General features: G+C 70.7%; 15 protein-coding genes. 5 read left to right on the top strand and 10 right to left on the bottom strand.

Features of this window, described 5'->3' with window-relative positions; all coding sequences use genetic code 11:
- Positions 1 to 56: 56 nt before the first annotated feature.
- Positions 57 to 611, top strand: a complete 555-nt coding sequence (locus tag L3078_RS29195) for a VanZ family protein (RefSeq protein ID WP_239756891.1) — start codon at positions 57 to 59, stop codon at positions 609 to 611.
- 123 nt (positions 612 to 734) lie between these two features.
- The gene (locus tag L3078_RS29190) at positions 735 to 935 is read left to right on the top strand and encodes a PspC domain-containing protein (protein ID WP_037694490.1); all 201 of its coding nucleotides are present in this window, start codon (positions 735 to 737) and stop codon (positions 933 to 935) included.
- Between the two features lie 91 nt (positions 936 to 1,026).
- Here the strand turns inward: L3078_RS29190 and L3078_RS29185 are convergent, their stop codons facing one another.
- Both L3078_RS29185 and L3078_RS29180 read right to left on the bottom strand, forming a co-directional pair.
- On the bottom strand, positions 1,027 to 1,398 hold the full coding sequence (locus tag L3078_RS29185; RefSeq protein ID WP_239756890.1) for an ATP-binding protein: 372 nt from the start codon (positions 1,396 to 1,398) through the stop codon (positions 1,027 to 1,029).
- 130 nt (positions 1,399 to 1,528) lie between these two features.
- A complete protein-coding gene (locus L3078_RS29180; RefSeq protein WP_239756889.1) occupies positions 1,529 to 2,692 on the bottom strand; it encodes an adenosine deaminase in 1,164 nt (387 codons plus the stop codon).
- A 113-nt stretch (positions 2,693 to 2,805) separates the two neighbouring features.
- On the opposite strand from L3078_RS29180, the gene L3078_RS29175 reads away from it, so the two are divergent.
- A complete protein-coding gene (locus L3078_RS29175; RefSeq protein WP_239756888.1) occupies positions 2,806 to 3,576 on the top strand; it encodes an alpha/beta hydrolase in 771 nt (256 codons plus the stop codon).
- A 75-nt stretch (positions 3,577 to 3,651) separates the two neighbouring features.
- Here the strand turns inward: L3078_RS29175 and L3078_RS29170 are convergent, their stop codons facing one another.
- Positions 3,652 to 4,659 carry a LysR family transcriptional regulator gene (locus L3078_RS29170; protein ID WP_239756887.1) on the bottom strand — a complete coding sequence of 336 codons (1,008 nt, stop codon included), beginning with the start codon at positions 4,657 to 4,659 and terminating at the stop codon, positions 3,652 to 3,654.
- 63 nt (positions 4,660 to 4,722) lie between these two features.
- Between L3078_RS29170 and L3078_RS29165 the strand changes: the two genes are divergently transcribed.
- Both L3078_RS29165 and L3078_RS29160 read left to right on the top strand, forming a co-directional pair.
- Positions 4,723 to 5,988 (top strand): MFS transporter, encoded by a 1,266-nt coding sequence (locus L3078_RS29165; protein WP_239756886.1) that lies wholly within the window; start codon positions 4,723 to 4,725, stop codon positions 5,986 to 5,988.
- Positions 5,989 to 6,144: 156 nt separating this feature from the next.
- On the top strand, positions 6,145 to 7,149 hold the full coding sequence (locus L3078_RS29160; RefSeq protein WP_239756885.1) for a sigma-70 family RNA polymerase sigma factor: 1,005 nt from the start codon (positions 6,145 to 6,147) through the stop codon (positions 7,147 to 7,149).
- Here L3078_RS29160 and L3078_RS29155 read toward each other — a convergent pair.
- The 7 genes from L3078_RS29155 to L3078_RS29125 all read right to left on the bottom strand — a co-directional run bounded on the left by L3078_RS29155 (position 7,042) and on the right by L3078_RS29125 (position 13,913).
- Complete coding sequence (locus L3078_RS29155) at positions 7,042 to 7,428, bottom strand: STAS domain-containing protein (protein ID WP_239756884.1); 387 nt, start codon at positions 7,426 to 7,428, stop codon at positions 7,042 to 7,044. The two genes, L3078_RS29160 and L3078_RS29155, sit on opposite strands and share 108 nt — an antisense overlap.
- 32 nt (positions 7,429 to 7,460) lie before the next feature.
- Positions 7,461 to 8,054, bottom strand: coding sequence for a Uma2 family endonuclease (locus L3078_RS29150; RefSeq protein ID WP_239756883.1), 594 nt, complete (start codon positions 8,052 to 8,054; stop codon positions 7,461 to 7,463).
- A gap of 98 nt (positions 8,055 to 8,152) precedes the next feature.
- Entirely contained in the window at positions 8,153 to 9,436 is a 1,284-nt protein-coding gene (locus tag L3078_RS29145) for a thymidine phosphorylase (protein WP_239756882.1), read from the bottom strand.
- 73 nt (positions 9,437 to 9,509) lie between these two features.
- Positions 9,510 to 9,917 (bottom strand): cytidine deaminase, encoded by a 408-nt coding sequence (locus L3078_RS29140; RefSeq protein WP_275593176.1) that lies wholly within the window; start codon positions 9,915 to 9,917, stop codon positions 9,510 to 9,512.
- Positions 9,914 to 11,188: an ABC transporter permease gene (locus L3078_RS29135; RefSeq protein WP_239756881.1), complete on the bottom strand. Its 1,275-nt coding sequence runs from the start codon at positions 11,186 to 11,188 to the stop codon at positions 9,914 to 9,916. The genes L3078_RS29140 and L3078_RS29135 overlap by 4 nt, the downstream gene beginning before the upstream one ends.
- Positions 11,185 to 12,309 (bottom strand): ABC transporter permease, encoded by a 1,125-nt coding sequence (locus L3078_RS29130; protein WP_239756880.1) that lies wholly within the window; start codon positions 12,307 to 12,309, stop codon positions 11,185 to 11,187. The genes L3078_RS29135 and L3078_RS29130 overlap by 4 nt, the downstream gene beginning before the upstream one ends.
- Positions 12,309 to 13,913, bottom strand: coding sequence for an ABC transporter ATP-binding protein (locus tag L3078_RS29125; RefSeq protein ID WP_239756879.1), 1,605 nt, complete (start codon positions 13,911 to 13,913; stop codon positions 12,309 to 12,311). Before L3078_RS29125 ends, L3078_RS29130 begins: the two co-directional genes overlap by 1 nt.
- Between the last annotated feature and the right edge of the window lie 68 nt (positions 13,914 to 13,981).

Genomic DNA, 13,981 nt, shown 5'->3' with positions numbered 1-13,981 from the left:
CGAGCCTCAAAAAAGTCCCTGCAACCGATCGTGCCGGGGGCCGCGTCTTGGGGGGCGTGCAGCCTCAAGGTACGAACGGCGGTAGCGCCGGGGTCCGTGTCCGTGCGGCGGGGGGTGTCCTCCTCGTCGCGCATCTCGCGGTCGTTGCCTGGATCACGCTGCGTCCGCTGGACGTCACCTGGATGAGTCCCGCGAATCTGCGGCCGTTCGCCGGGATCAGAGCGGATCTCGCGCTCGGCTGGCCGGAGGCGGCCCATCGGATCGGTGAGGGGCTGGCGCTGCTCGCCCCGCTGGGTGTCCTGCTGCCGATGCTGCACGGCAGGCTCGCCGTGTCGCCGCTCGCCTCGCTGGCCCGCGCGGTCGCGGCCGGGGCGTTGCTGTCGCTGGCGATCGAGTTGTTGCAGACCGGGGTGCCCGGTCAGGTCGTCGACATCGACTCGATCCTGCTGAACACGGTCGGCGTGGGCCTCGCCCACCTCGCGGTCGTACCGGCGGTCAGGTCGGCGTTGCGGCGGAGGGCAGAGACCCGGGTGGGAACGGGCCGGCCGCGCCCCGAGGAGTTGTCTCAGGGTCGGACCCCGACGATTCCCAGGGTGGGGATGGCCCCGTAGAGGGATGCTTCGTCCGCTTCGTCACCGTAGCGTCGAAGGTGTGGAAAAGAGAGCGGTGGCCGCTTCGGGCCCCGTCCCACCGTCGGCCCGCGGTCGACGTCCTACGCTGACGAAGGAGCCCTCATGAGTCGCCTTGCCCGCCCCACCGAAGGCCGGATGATCGGCGGAGTGTGCGCCGCGCTGGCACGGCGCTTCGGCACCTCCGCGACCACGATGCGCGTCATCTTCCTGGTGTCGTGTCTGCTTCCGGGCCCGCAGTTCCTGCTGTACATAGCCCTGTGGATCCTGTTCCCCTCCGAGGGCAAGGCCCGCACGGCCTGGTGACGCGCGCCGGACCGACCGCTGTCGGCCGGCGCGCACGCCGACGGGGCGCACCCTTCGAGGGGTGCGCCCCGTACGTCTGTCGCGGTGTGCCTCAGGCGGCGGGGCCGCCGCCGAGGGGCAGGCCGTTGACGCCGAGGCCCTTGGCGGGGAGGGTCTTGCCGACGGGGAGGCCGCCGAGCAGTCCGGCGACGGGGGCGGTGGGGCCCTCGGCGAGGACGTTGGTGGCGGCGGGCTGGGCGGCTTCGAGGCCGGCGCCGAGCGCGCTCTGGCCCTGGGCGAGGGCACCGGAGGCGGCCGGCAGCACCTTCGTGACGTTCTCCACGGGCAGTGCCTGGGTGACGGTGCCCAGGGCCTGGGAGGCTTCGGGGGCACCCGGCGCGGCGTTCGCGGCGCCCGCGCCCGCGGCGGCGATGGCGGCACCGACGACGGCGACACCGAGGGTCTTGGCAGCAGACTGCTTCATGTTGAATGCGTCCTTGGAATGCGTGTGACGGGTGAGCGGTGCCGAAACGTAAACACCAAAGTCCCGCCGGAGGCAAACATCGAAAAGCGGCCGCGTCGCCGTCGACGTGACCGCTTCCCGATGCCGCTTTTCACCCCTGTTCGTCGACAGAACCGCTGGTGGAAGCCGTCTGACGGAACAGCCATTCGGATTTCAACTCGGCGTATCCGGGCTTGATCACGTCATTGATCATGGCCAGTCGTTCATCGAAAGGAATGAATGCTGACTTCATAGCATTGACCGAGAACCACTGCATGTCGTCGAGCGTGTAACCGAAAGCGTCGACAAGGTGCTCGAATTCGCGGCTCATGCTGGTGTGGGACATCAGCCGGTTGTCGGTGTTCACGGTGGCGCGGAAGTGCAGTCGCCGCAGCAGCCCGATGGGGTGCTCGGCGTACGAACGGGCGGCGCCGGTCTGGAGGTTGGAGCTGGGGCACAGCTCCAGCGGGATGCGCTTGTCGCGGACGTAGGAGGCGAGGCGGCCGAGCTTCACGGAGCCGTCCGCGTGGACCTGGATGTCGTCGATGATGCGGACGCCGTGGCCGAGCCGGTCGGCGCCGCACCACTGCAGGGCCTGCCAGATGGAGGGGAGTCCGAAGGCCTCACCGGCGTGGATGGTGAAGTGGTTGTTCTCCCGCTTGAGGTACTCGAAGGCGTCGAGGTGGCGGGTGGGCGGGTAGCCGGCCTCGGCGCCCGCGATGTCGAATCCGACGACGCCCAGGTCGCGGTAGCGGTTGGCGAGTTCGGCGATCTCCAGGGCGCGGGCCGCGTGCCGCATGGCGGTGAGCAGGGCGCCGACGCGGATGCGGTGGCCGTCGGCCCTGGCCCGCCGTTCGCCTTCCCGGAAGCCGTCGTTGACGGCCTCGACGACCTGTTCGAGGGTGAGTCCGCCGTCGAGGTGCTGTTCGGGGGCGTAGCGGACCTCGGCGTAGACGACGCCGTCGGCGGCGAGGTCCTCGGCGCACTCGGCGGCGACACGGAAGAGCGCGTCGCGGGTCTGCATGACGGCGACGGTGTGGGAGAAGGTCTCCAGGTACCGCTCCAGGGAGCCGGAGTCGGCGGCCTCGCGGAACCAGGCGCCGAGCCGGTCGGCGTCGGTCTCGGGGAGGTGGGAGTACGCGCTGTCGCGGGCGAGTTCGACGATGGTTCCGGGGCGCAGGCCGCCGTCGAGGTGGTCGTGCAGCAGAACCTTGGGCGCCCGGCGGATCTGGTCCGAGTCCGGGGTGGTACCGGTCGGGTCGGTCTGGTTCGTCATTTTCGCACGATAAGCCCTACGCGCGTAGAGCGCCTGTCGGGCGGTCCTGTCGATACCCAACGGTGACCCACAGGACGGGTGGCGTACACCATCTCTTCTGACACTGTTCTGTCATGGCGCAGCAAGCAATGCCGGTACGGACGCCCCGACTTGGGCGGACGATCGGCCCGGAGCCGAGCACGGTCAGCGGAGTGGTCCTGCTGCTCCCGGCCGGCGACGAGGCATCCACCCGCAGACCCTCCCCCATGATGGCCACGGCGTCCGTGCGCGCCCTCGGCCGCCGACTCGCTCGCGCGGGCCGTGCGGAGGGGCTGGCCACGCATGTCGTGCACTACCGCTACCGGGGCTGGAACGGTTCGGAGGCGCGCCTCGCGCGGGACGCGGAGTGGGCCACGGACGAGGTCGTCCGGCGCTACGGGGACGTCCCGGTGTGTCTCGTCGGGCTCCACATGGGGGCGCGGGCCGCGCTGCACGCGGCCGGGCACGAGGCCGTCAACTCCGTGCTGGCCATCGCTCCCTGGCTGCCCGAGGAGGATGTGGCGGCGCCGCCCGAACCGGTGAAACAGCTGGCCGGGCGGCGGGTGCTGATCGTGCACGGGACGAACGACGAGCGGGTGGATCCCGAGCTGTCGTTCCGGTTCGCGGCGCGGGCGAAGAAGACGAACCCCGACATCTGCCGGTTCGAGGTGCACGCGGACCGGCACGGGTTGACGCAGTACCGGGACGAGGTGCATGCGTTGGCCGCGGATTTCGTGCTGGGGGTGTTGTTCGGGAGGGCGTTCGCCCGGCCGGTGGAGGACGCGCTCGCGGCGCCGCCGCCGTTGGGGTTGCGGATGCCGCTCGCCTCCGGCTTCGGGGTGGCTCGCCCGCAGAGGGGTGTCTGAGGTTCGTGGCGCGGCCGCGGGTCCGGGGGGCTTCTCGCGGAGTTCCCCGCGCCCCTGAGGGGGCGCGGCTGCGGCTCAGCTGCTCAGCAAGTTGCCCCTTCTCGACAGCAGGAACTTCTTGAAGGCCGCCACCGGGGGTGTGTCCGGGTGGCCGTCGAGCCAGGCGACGCCGATCTCCCTGGCCGCTCTCGGGGCCGTGACCGTCAGTTCGACGACACCCGGCCGGGGGACGGCCGGTGGGGGCAGGAGGGCCACGCCCAGGCCCGCCGCCACCAGGCCCCGGAGCGTCTCCGCCTCCTCGCCCTCGAAGGCGATGCGCGGCTTGAAGCCGGCCTCCTTGCAGAGGTCGTCGGTGATGCGGCGCATGCCGTAGCCGGGTTCGAGGGTGACGAAGGTTTCGTCGGCGGCCTCGGCGAGGCGGACGCGTTTGCGGGCGGCGAGGCGGTGGTCGGCGGGGACGACGAGGCGGAGCTTCTGCTCGTCGAGGCGGCGGGCCACCAGGTCGGGGGCGTCCGGGACGGGAGAGGTGAGGCAGAGGTCGAGTTCACCCGCGCGGAGGCGTTCGAGCATGGCCTCGCCGTAGTTCTGGACGAGGCTGAAGCGGACGCGGGGGTGCTCGGCGCGGAAGGCCTGGAGGAGGCCGGGGACGGTCTCGGCGCCCATGGTGTGCAGGAAGCCGAAGGCGACCTTGCCGGTGGCGGGGTCGGCGTCGGCGCGGACCTCGTCGGCGGCGCGTTCGATCTCGGTGAGGGCGCGCTCGACGGAGGCGTGGAAGGTGCGGCCGGCGGGGGTGAGGGAGACCGTGCGCCCCCGGCGGGCGAACAGGTCGACGCCCAGGTCCTGTTCCAGGCGGACCATCGCCCGCGACAGCGTCGACTGCGGGACCTGCATCTCCTGCGCGGCCCGCGTGACGTGCTCGGTGCGGGCGACCCCGGCGAAGTAGGCGAGGCGGGGGGCGAGCCGCAGGACGATGTCCTCGATGTCGTCGGTGTATCCGGTGCGCCCGGCGTGCCCAGTCTGCTCGATGTCTTCTGTGTCACCGGACGGTGACAGCCGCGGCCCTGACCTCTGCTGATGCGTCACGGGAACGATTATGACGGTTCCATGCATTGGACGGATGAATCTCGGCGTACGTAGTTTCGAGGCATGCCTACCGCGAGTACCGAGGCGTCCACCAGCGTGGGCGCCGGATCAGTCAGCACCCCCGTCGATTCCCGTGTGGCCCCGGGCGGGCCCGGCTACCGGCGGATGAGCCTCGCGCTGTTCCTCGCCGGTGTCGCGACCTTCGCCCTGCTCTACTCCACGCAGGCCCTGCTGCCGCTGATCTCGGACGGTTTCGGGACGACGGCGAGCGCGGCCAGTTGGACGGTGTCGGCGGCGACGGGTGCGCTGGCGCTGTTCGTCCTGCCGATGAGCGCGCTGTCGGAGCGGTTCGGGCGGCGTACGTTGATGACCGTGTCGCTGGCGGTCGCGGTGACCGTCGGGCTGCTGATCCCCTTCGCGCCCTCGCTGGGGGCGCTGGTGGTGCTGCGGGCCGTGCAGGGTGCCGCGCTGGCCGGGGTGCCGGCCTCGGCCACCGCCTACCTCGCCGAGGAGGTGCGGCCCAGGGCGCTCGTCACGGCGATCGGTCTCTTCGTCGCCGGGAACAGCGTGGGCGGCATGAGCGGGCGGGTCGTCACGGGGTGGGTCGCCCAGGAGTGGGGCTGGCGGGTCGCGCTGGGCGTGCTCGGGGTGGTCGCGGTCGGGTGCGCGGTGGCCTTCCGGCTGCTGCTTCCCGCGCCGAGGCACTTCGTGGCGGGCTCGCTGCGGCCCCGGGTGCTGGGCCGTACGGTCCGGGCGCACCTCGCCAACCCGCTGCTGCGTCGGCTGTACGCGATCGGCGCGCTGTTCATGACGGTCTTCGGCGCCGTCTACACGGTGATCGGGTACCGGTTGGCCGACGCGCCCTTCTCCCTGCCGCAGGGGATCATCGGGTCGATCTTCCTCGTGTACCTGGTGGGGACGGTGTCGGCGTCGACCGCCGGGAAGCTGGTGGGGCGGCTGGGGCGTCGGGGCGCGCTGTACCTGGCGGGCGGCACGACGACCGCCGGTCTGCTGGTGTCGCTGTCCGACTCGCTCCCGGTGGTCCTGCTCGGCCTCGTCCTCATCACCGCCGGCTTCTTCGCGGGACACGCCGCCGCGTCGTCGGCGGTGAGCCACACGGCGAAGGAGGGCCGTGCGCAGGCGTCGGCGCTGTACCAGTCGGCTTACTACGTGGGCTCCAGCGTGGGCAGCACGCTGGGGGCGGTCGCCTTCCACGCGAGCGGCTGGGGCGGGACGGTTTCGCTGGGGCTGCTGGCCGTGGTGGGGGTTGTGGGGATCACTGTGCTGGGGTCGCGCGCGGCTCGGCGGGCGCCTGTGCCGGTCCACTGAGCTTCCTCTCTCCCTGAGGAGGGGCGCGGGCACCGTACAACCACTCTGACCTCACCGTTCTTCTCTTCGCCAGGCCATTGTCAGTGGGCTGCGGTAGCTTCCGAGGTGGTGCGCAAGGGTGCGTGCGACGGAGTGAGCCACAGGGGTGGGTTGGCCATGAGTGACGGTACGGCGACGGCGGAACTGGACGTCCGGCTGGAGAAACACCGGGTCGAGCTGACCGGGTACTGCTATCGGATGCTGGGGTCGTCCTTCGAGGCCGAGGACGCCGTGCAGGACACGATGATCCGGGCCTGGCGGAGCTACGAGAAGTTCGAGGGCCGGTCGTCCCTGCGGTCCTGGCTCTACCGGATCGCCACGAACGTCTGCCTCGACATGCTGACCGCAGGGAACAAGCGGGCACGGCCCATGGATCTCACCGACTCGACACCGCTCGCGCAGGCCGCCCTCTCGCCCCGCCCCGACAACACCTGGCTGGAGCCGGTGCCGGACGCCCGGGTGCTGCCGACCACCGACGATCCGGCGGATGCCGCCGTGGCCAAGGAGTCCGTGCGGCTGGCGTTCGTGGCGGCGCTGCAGAAGCTGCCGTCCAAGCAGCGGGCGGTGCTCATCCTGCGTGAGGTGCTCGCGTGGAAGGCCAGCGAGGTCGCCGAGCTGCTCGACACCTCCGTCGCCTCGGTGAACAGCGCCCTCCAGCGGGCCCGCGCGACGCTCGCCGAGGGCGACGGGCAGGTCGCGGCGGCCGATGTCTCCGACCCCCTCGACGACGAGCAGCAGAAGCTGCTGGAGCGCTACGTGGCCGCCTTCGAGGGGTACGACATGGCGGCGCTGACGGCCCTGCTGCACGAGGACGCGGTCATGACGATGCCGCCGTTCGACCTGTGGCTGACCGGCACCGGCGACATCACCGGGTTCATGACCACCCTCGGCGCGCCCTGCGCCGGATCGCACCTCGTGCCGGTCGCGGTCAACGGGCTGCCGGGCTTCGCGCAGTACAAACCGGACCCGGAGAAGGGCGGCTTCAGCGCGTGGGCCGTGCAGGTGCTGGAGATCTCAGAGGGCCGGATCGCCGGATTCCACTGCTTCCTCGACACCGCCCGCTGGTTCCCCCTCTTCGACCTCCCCCTCCACCTCGAAGGCAAGCCCGACCAGGCCCAGTAGCGCGCTCAGCGCCGGATCCGGGTCCCGCAGCCGGATCCGGCCCCCGGCCCGGCGGGCGGTGAGCTGCATCCGGGCCAGGGCGTCGACGGCGGCCAGGCCCGGGGGGCCGATACCGCCGACATCGCAGACCACGATCCCGCCCCCGGTCTCCTGAAGTCGCGCGCGTACCTCGGCACAGAGCCGAGGCGTCGCGTCCCGGGTGACGGGGCCTGGCAGCACGAGTACGGCGGGTGTCGTCGCGTCCACGATCGGTAGACCGCGCGAGGTCACGCAATTCATCGGTGCGTGAGGACACCCCCGTACCGGCGGACCTACTTGGTGGGGAACACGCTCGTGTCCAGCGTGAGCGCGAAGGGCTCGGGGAGTTCGATCGGGTCACCGAATTTGCCCGCCCGCAGCACTCGATAGACGTCGCCCTTCGGCTCACCGTAGAGCGTCACCGTCGGACCGCCCGGAGCCCAGCTGTCGATGAGCAAGTACAGCGGTACTCCTGCTTGTGCGTAGCCCGCCGCTTTCTTGATCCGGTCGTTGCTCGCGTTGGATTTCGAGGTGATCTCTACGACCAGTTCGGCGGCGGCTGCGGGGATGTAGTTGCCGTCTCCCTCGTACAGGGCTCCCCTGGGCGCCACAGCGAGATCAGGAATGTAGAGACCGACACGAGACGGTACAGCCGCTCCCAGCGTCTGGTAGATCCCCCAGTCTTCAGGGATCTCCCGATAGAGATGACGCTGCACGCGGTCGGCAATGTCGTTGTGGGCGTTGGAGGGCGGTGGTGCCACGGTGACGATCCCCTCGATGATCTCCACCTTGCAGCCCTCGGGGGCGTCCGTCTCCTGCCAGATTCGGACGAGGTCGTCCCACTCGTGGCCACTGGCCGTCGCGTGGTCGACAGTGAGTGCGCTCATGGCGGTTTTCTCCCATCGGTGCGTCACCGACTACAGCATGCCGAACGGGACCGGTGCGGGTCCACCGATCCCGTTCATCCGAATGAGAAAGACGCAGGTCAGGCGATGCGTTCCAGCACCACCGGCGAGGCCGCGAACTCCGTGCCCGGCGCCCCGATGTCGTACGAGCCCTCCACCGCCTCCAGGGCGTAGTCGAAGCGCTCGGGTGTGTCGGTGTGCAGGGTGAGCAGGGGCTGGCCCTCGGTGACCGGGTCGCCGGGCTTGGCGTGCAGTTCGACGCCCGCGGCGGCCTGGACCGGGTCCTCCTTGCGGGCGCGGCCGGCGCCGAGGCGCCAGGCGGCGATGCCGATGTCGTAGGCGTCCAGGCGGGTCAGGACGCCGGAGGCGGTCGCCTTCACCACGTGCTGCTCGCGGGAGGTGGGGAGCGGGGCGTCCGGGTCGCCGCCCTGGGCGGCGATCATGCGGCGCCAGGCGTCCATCGCCGAGCCGTCGGCCAGCGCCTTCGCCGGGTCGGCGTCCTTCACCCCGGCCGCGTCGAGCATCTCGCGGGCCAGGGCGATCGTGAGTTCCACGACGTCTGCCGGGCCGCCGCCCGCCAGGACCTCGACCGACTCGCGGACTTCGAGGGCGTTGCCGGCGGTGAGGCCGAGCGGGGTCGACATGTCCGTGAGGAGGGCGACCGTCTTCACGCCGTGGTCGGTGCCGAGGCCCACCATCGTCGACGCCAGCTCACGGGCGTCCTCGATGGTCTTCATGAAGGCTCCCGTGCCCACCTTCACGTCCAGGACCAGGGAGCCGGTCCCCTCCGCGATCTTCTTCGACATGATGGAGGAGGCGATCAGCGGGATGGCCTCGACCGTTCCCGTGACGTCGCGGAGGGCGTAGAGCTTCTTGTCCGCCGGGGCCAGGCCGTCGCCCGCCGCGCAGATGACCGCGCCGACCTCGTCCAGGACGTTCAGCATCTCCTCGTTGGACAGGAGGGCGCGCCAGCCGGGGATGGACTCCAGCTTGTCCAGGGTGCCGCCGGTGTGGCCGAGGCCCCGCCCGGAGAGCTGGGGTACGGCCGCGCCGCAGGCCGCCACCAGCGGTGCCAGGGGCAGCGTGATCTTGTCGCCGACGCCGCCGGTGGAGTGCTTGTCGGCGGTGGGGCGGGACAGGGACGAGAAGTCCATGCGCTCGCCGGAGGCGATCATCGCGGCGGTCCAGCGGGCGATCTCGCGGCGGTCCATGCCGTTGAGGAGGATCGCCATGTTGAGGGCGGCCATCTGGTAGTCGGCGACCTCGCCACGGGTGTAGGCGTCGATGACCCAGTCGATCTGCTCGTCGCTGAGCTCGCCGCGGTCCCGCTTGGTGCGGATGACTGAGATGGCGTCCATGGCCATGGCTGGCTGTCCTTCCGGATTCTGGGAAGTGCGCGGCCCCTCCGACCGTTCGTCAGGAGGGGCCGCACGGGAGTTACTTGGTGAGATGGCCCGGGCCGAAGGCCTGGGGCAGCATCTCCGAGAGGGGGACGATCCCCGCCGGGGTCTCCAGCAGGAGGCCGGGGCCACCGAACTCGTAGAGCAGTTGGCGGCAGCGGCCGCAGGGCACGAGGATCTCGCCCTCGCCGTCGACGCAGGTGAAGTGCGTCAGCCTGCCGCCGCCCGTGCGCTGCAGCTCCGAGACCAGTCCGCACTCGGCGCACAGGCCGAGGCCGTACGAGGCGTTCTCGACGTTGCAGCCGGAGACGGTGCGGCCGTCGTCGACCCGGGCGGCCACGCCCACCGGGTAGCCCGAGTACGGGGCGTACGCGTGGGACATGGCGTCCCGCGCGACCGCGCGCAGCTCGTCCCAGTCGGCCTCGGCCGGTGCGCCGGCGGTCACTTGCCCTGTCCCTTGCGGTACGGCAGTCCGTCCGCCTTCGGCATCCGAAGGCGTTGGGCGGAGAGCGCGAGGACGATCAGGGTGATGACGTACGGGGTGGCGGCGACGACCTGGTTCGGGACCTCGTTGGTGGTCGAGTACCAGGTGAAGACGAGGGCGCCGACGACGAAGGTGATCGCGGCGGCGACGTACTTCTTGCGCACGGCCTGCCAGATCGCGCCGATGACCAGCAGGAGGGCACCGAGCAGGAGCAGGGCGTGGACGTTCTCGGAGCCGCCGCGCAGGTTGAGGCTGTCGGTGTAGCCGAAGAGGCCGGCGCCGAGGGCGAGGCCGCCCGGCATCCAGTTGCCGAAGATCATCGCGGCGAGACCGATGAAGCCGCGGCCACTGGTCTGGCCCTCCAGGTAGAAGGGGTTGGCGACGATGGAGAGGAAGGCTCCGCCGAGGCCGGCCAGCCCGCCGGAGATGATCACGGCGAGGTACTTGTACTTGTAGACGTTGACGCCGAGGGACTCGGCGGCGACCGGGTTCTCACCGCAGGAGCGCAGCCGGAGACCGAAGGCGGAGCGCCACAGGACCCACCAGGTGGCGGGGACCAGGGCGACGGCGACGAGGGTCAGCCACGAGACGTTGGTGACCAGACCGCCGAGCAGGCCGGCGAGGTCGGAGACGAAGAACCAGCCCTTGGAGTTGAGTTCGGTCAGCGCGTCCGACAGTCCCGGGATGGTGAAGTCACCGATGGACTCGACCGGCGGGGACTGCTTGGCCGAACCGCCCTGGTGGCCCTCGAAGGCGAGGGGCGCCAGGTAGCGGGTGGCGCCGAGGGCGAGGATGTTGATCGCCACACCGGAGACGATGTGGTTGACGTTGAAGGTGACGGTGACGAAGGCGTGCAGCAGGCCGCCGATCGCGCCGCCGGCGATGCCGACCAGGACGCCGGTCCAGGGGCCGTACTGGAAGCCCGCCCAGGCACCGAACCAGGTGCCGAGGATCATCATGCCTTCGAGGCCGATGTTGACGACGCCCGCGCGCTCGGCCCACAGACCGCCGAGGCCGGCCAGGCCGATGGGGACGGCCAGTTCCAGCGCGGTGGACATCTGGCTGACGTTGGTGATGCCGTCGGCGCCGGTGATGATGCGGACGATCGAGGTGAGTGCCAGGACGCCGGCGATGACCAGCAGCAGCACGGGCAGCGACATCTTGCGCCCGGTGGGGGCGGTCGGCTCCAGCGAGGGCTGGTTGAGGTCGGTCGCGGTGGTGCTCGTGGTCATCGGCCAGCCACCTCCTTCGTGGTGTTGTTGTCGGCGCCGAGGACGTTCCCGGCGGCGAGCTCGGCGCCGACGCGGCGCTGCTGGCGGCGCAGGCCCCACTCGCGGACGGTCTCGTAGGAGACGACGACCGAGAGCACGATCAGGCCCTGCATGATGACCGCGATCTCCTTGTCGTAGCCGTGGAAGTCCAGCTCCGGGGAGGCCTTGTCGAGCCAGGCCCAGAGCAGGGCGGCGAAGGCGATGCCGACGGGGCTGTTGCGGCCGAGGAGGGCGATGCCGATACCGAGGAAGCCGATACCGGTGGGGAAGTTGAGGCTGTAGGTGTGGGTGTCGCCGAGCAGGATCGGCAGGCCCGCGAGGCCCGCGACACCGCCGGAGATCAGCATGGCGGTGAGGACCATGCGCTTGGGGTCGACACCGCTGGCGGCGGCGGCCGACTCCGAGGCGCCGGAGGCGCGCAGGTCGAAGCCGAAGCGGGTGCGGTTGATCACGATCCAGTAGCCGACGCCGAGGAGGACGGCGAGCAGGACCAGGCCGTAGATCTCGCCGGCCTTGCCCATGTCGATGCCGGGCACCCAGCCCGACTCGGCCATCTCGCCGGTGGTGTTGTTGTTGCCGACCTTGACGCCGAAGACGTTCGGCAGCCAGAGGTAGCCGATGACGGAGGTCGCGATCGCGTTCAGCATGATCGAGGCGACGACCTCGCTGACGCCCCGGGTGACCTTGAGGACACCGACGATGCCGGCCCAGAAGGCGCCGGTGAGGATCGCGGTGAGCATCAGCAGCGGGATCTGGATCGCGGCCGGCAGGTCGACGTGGGCGCCGACGATCGCGGTGATCATGGCACCGAGGAGGTACTGGCCGTCGACCCCGATGTTGAAGAGGTTCATCCGGAAGCCGATGGCCACCGCGAGGGCCGCGATGTAGTACAGCGAGGCCTGGTTGATGATCCGGACCTGGATGTCGGAGAACGAGGCCTGCTCGAACATGATCGAGAACGGCTCGACCGGGTTCTTGCCGGAGGCCAGCAGCACGATCGCGGTCAGCGCGAAGGCCACGGCGAGCGCGAGGACCGGGCCGGCGACGGCGAGGAGCACCCGCTCCTTGTCGAACTTCTTCATCAGTTGGCCTCGTCTTCCGGAGACTCGCCGGCCTCGGGGGCCTTGCGCAGGTCGGGAGTCTCGGGGGTCTCTGCCCGCGTCTCGGGGGTCTCTTCGTGTTCGAGGTGGCCGGTGGCGGCGCCGGTCATGGCCGAGCCCAGTTCCTCGGGGGTGATGGTGGCCGGGTCGGCGTCGGCGACCAGCTTGCCGTTGTAGATCACCCGGAGGGTGTCGGACAGGCCGATCAGCTCGTCCAGGTCGGCGGAGATCAGCAGCACGGCCAGGCCCTCGCGTCGGGCCTCACGGATCTGGTCCCAGATCTGGGCCTGCGCGCCGACGTCGACACCACGGGTGGGGTGGGCGGCGATCAGGAAGCGCGGCTTGTGGCTCATCTCGCGGCCGACGATCAGCTTCTGCTGGTTGCCGCCGGAGAGGGAGGCGGCGGTGACGTCGATGCCGGGGGTGCGGACGTCGTACTCGGCGACGATCCGGCGGGTGTCCTCCTGGGCGGCCTTCGGGTCGAGCCAGACGCCCTTGGCGTTGGGCCGCTCGGTCACATGGCCGAGGATACGGTTCTCCCAGAGGGGGGCCTCCAGGAGCAGACCGTGCCGGTGGCGGTCCTCGGGGATGTAGCCGACGCCCTGTTCGCGGCGCTTGCGGGTGGCCCAGGTGGTGATGTCCTCCTCGGCCAGCGCGATCGTGCCGGAGTCGGCGGACTTCAGGCCGATCAGCGCGTCGACCAGCTCGGTCTGGCCGTTGCCCTCGACACCGGCGAGGCCCAGGACCTCGCCCGCGTGGATGGTGAAGCTGATGTCGTCGAGCAGGGCCTTGCCGCCGACGGCCTCCAGGCGGAGGTCCTTGACGGTGAGGACGGGGCGGTCGGTGACCGTGGACTCGGCCGTCTCGGGGGTGGGCAGTTCGCTGCCGACCATCAGCTCGGCGAGCTGGCGCGGGGTGGTCTCGGCGGGGACGGCCGTGCCGACGGTGGTGCCGCGCCGGATGACGGTGATCTCGTCGGCGACGGACAGCACCTCGCCCAGCTTGTGCGAGATGAAGATGACGGCGAGGCCCTGCGCCTTGAGTTCGCGCAGGTTGGCGAAGAGGGAGTCGACCTCCTGGGGCACCAGGACGGCGGTGGGCTCGTCCAGGATCAGGGTGCGGGCGCCCCGGTAGAGGACCTTGAGGATCTCCACGCGCTGGCGCTCGGCGACGCCGAGCTCCTCGACCAGGACGTCGGGGCGGACCCCGAAGCCGTACCGGTCGGAGATCTCCTTGATCTTGCGGCGGGCCTTGGCGCCGATGCCGTGGAGCTTCTCGCTGCCGAGGACCACGTTCTCCAGGACCGTGAGGTTGTCGGCGAGCATGAAGTGCTGGTGCACCATGCCGATGCCGCGCACGATGGCGTCGGCCGGGGAGGAGAACGAGACCTGCTCGCCGTCGACCGCGATGGTGCCCTCGTCCGGCTTCTGCATGCCGTAGAGGATCTTCATCAGGGTCGACTTGCCGGCGCCGTTCTCGCCGACGAGGGCGTGGACGGTGCCCTTGCGGACGGTCAGGTGGATGTCGTGGTTGGCCACGACGCCGGGGAATCGCTTGGTGATCCCGGCGAGTTCGACGGCGGTCACCGAGTCGTTGACCGCCGCGTCGGCCGGAGGGCTGCTGGACGCGTTGATGGCGCACTCTCCTGGGAAAG

Source organism: Streptomyces deccanensis (assembly GCF_022385335.1).
GTDB classification, from domain to species: Bacteria; Actinomycetota; Actinomycetes; order Streptomycetales; family Streptomycetaceae; genus Streptomyces; species Streptomyces deccanensis.
Note: the sequence above shows the minus strand (reverse complement) of the source record. Positions and strands in the feature narration are given on the sequence as shown.

Coding starts and splice junctions, on each gene's coding strand:
- L3078_RS29190 (WP_037694490.1), top strand. CDS start 735: ATGAGTCGCCTTGCCCGCCCCACCGAAGGCCGGATGATCGGCGGAGTG.
- L3078_RS29185 (WP_239756890.1), bottom strand. CDS start 1,398: ATGAAGCAGTCTGCTGCCAAGACCCTCGGTGTCGCCGTCGTCGGTGCC.
- L3078_RS29180 (WP_239756889.1), bottom strand. CDS start 2,692: ATGACGAACCAGACCGACCCGACCGGTACCACCCCGGACTCGGACCAG.
- L3078_RS29175 (WP_239756888.1), top strand. CDS start 2,806: ATGGCGCAGCAAGCAATGCCGGTACGGACGCCCCGACTTGGGCGGACG.
- L3078_RS29165 (WP_239756886.1), top strand. CDS start 4,723: ATGCCTACCGCGAGTACCGAGGCGTCCACCAGCGTGGGCGCCGGATCA.
- L3078_RS29160 (WP_239756885.1), top strand. CDS start 6,145: ATGAGTGACGGTACGGCGACGGCGGAACTGGACGTCCGGCTGGAGAAA.
- L3078_RS29155 (WP_239756884.1), bottom strand. CDS start 7,428: ATGAATTGCGTGACCTCGCGCGGTCTACCGATCGTGGACGCGACGACA.
- L3078_RS29150 (WP_239756883.1), bottom strand. CDS start 8,054: ATGAGCGCACTCACTGTCGACCACGCGACGGCCAGTGGCCACGAGTGG.
- L3078_RS29145 (WP_239756882.1), bottom strand. CDS start 9,436: ATGGCCATGGACGCCATCTCAGTCATCCGCACCAAGCGGGACCGCGGC.
- L3078_RS29135 (WP_239756881.1), bottom strand. CDS start 11,188: ATGACCACGAGCACCACCGCGACCGACCTCAACCAGCCCTCGCTGGAG.
- L3078_RS29130 (WP_239756880.1), bottom strand. CDS start 12,309: ATGAAGAAGTTCGACAAGGAGCGGGTGCTCCTCGCCGTCGCCGGCCCG.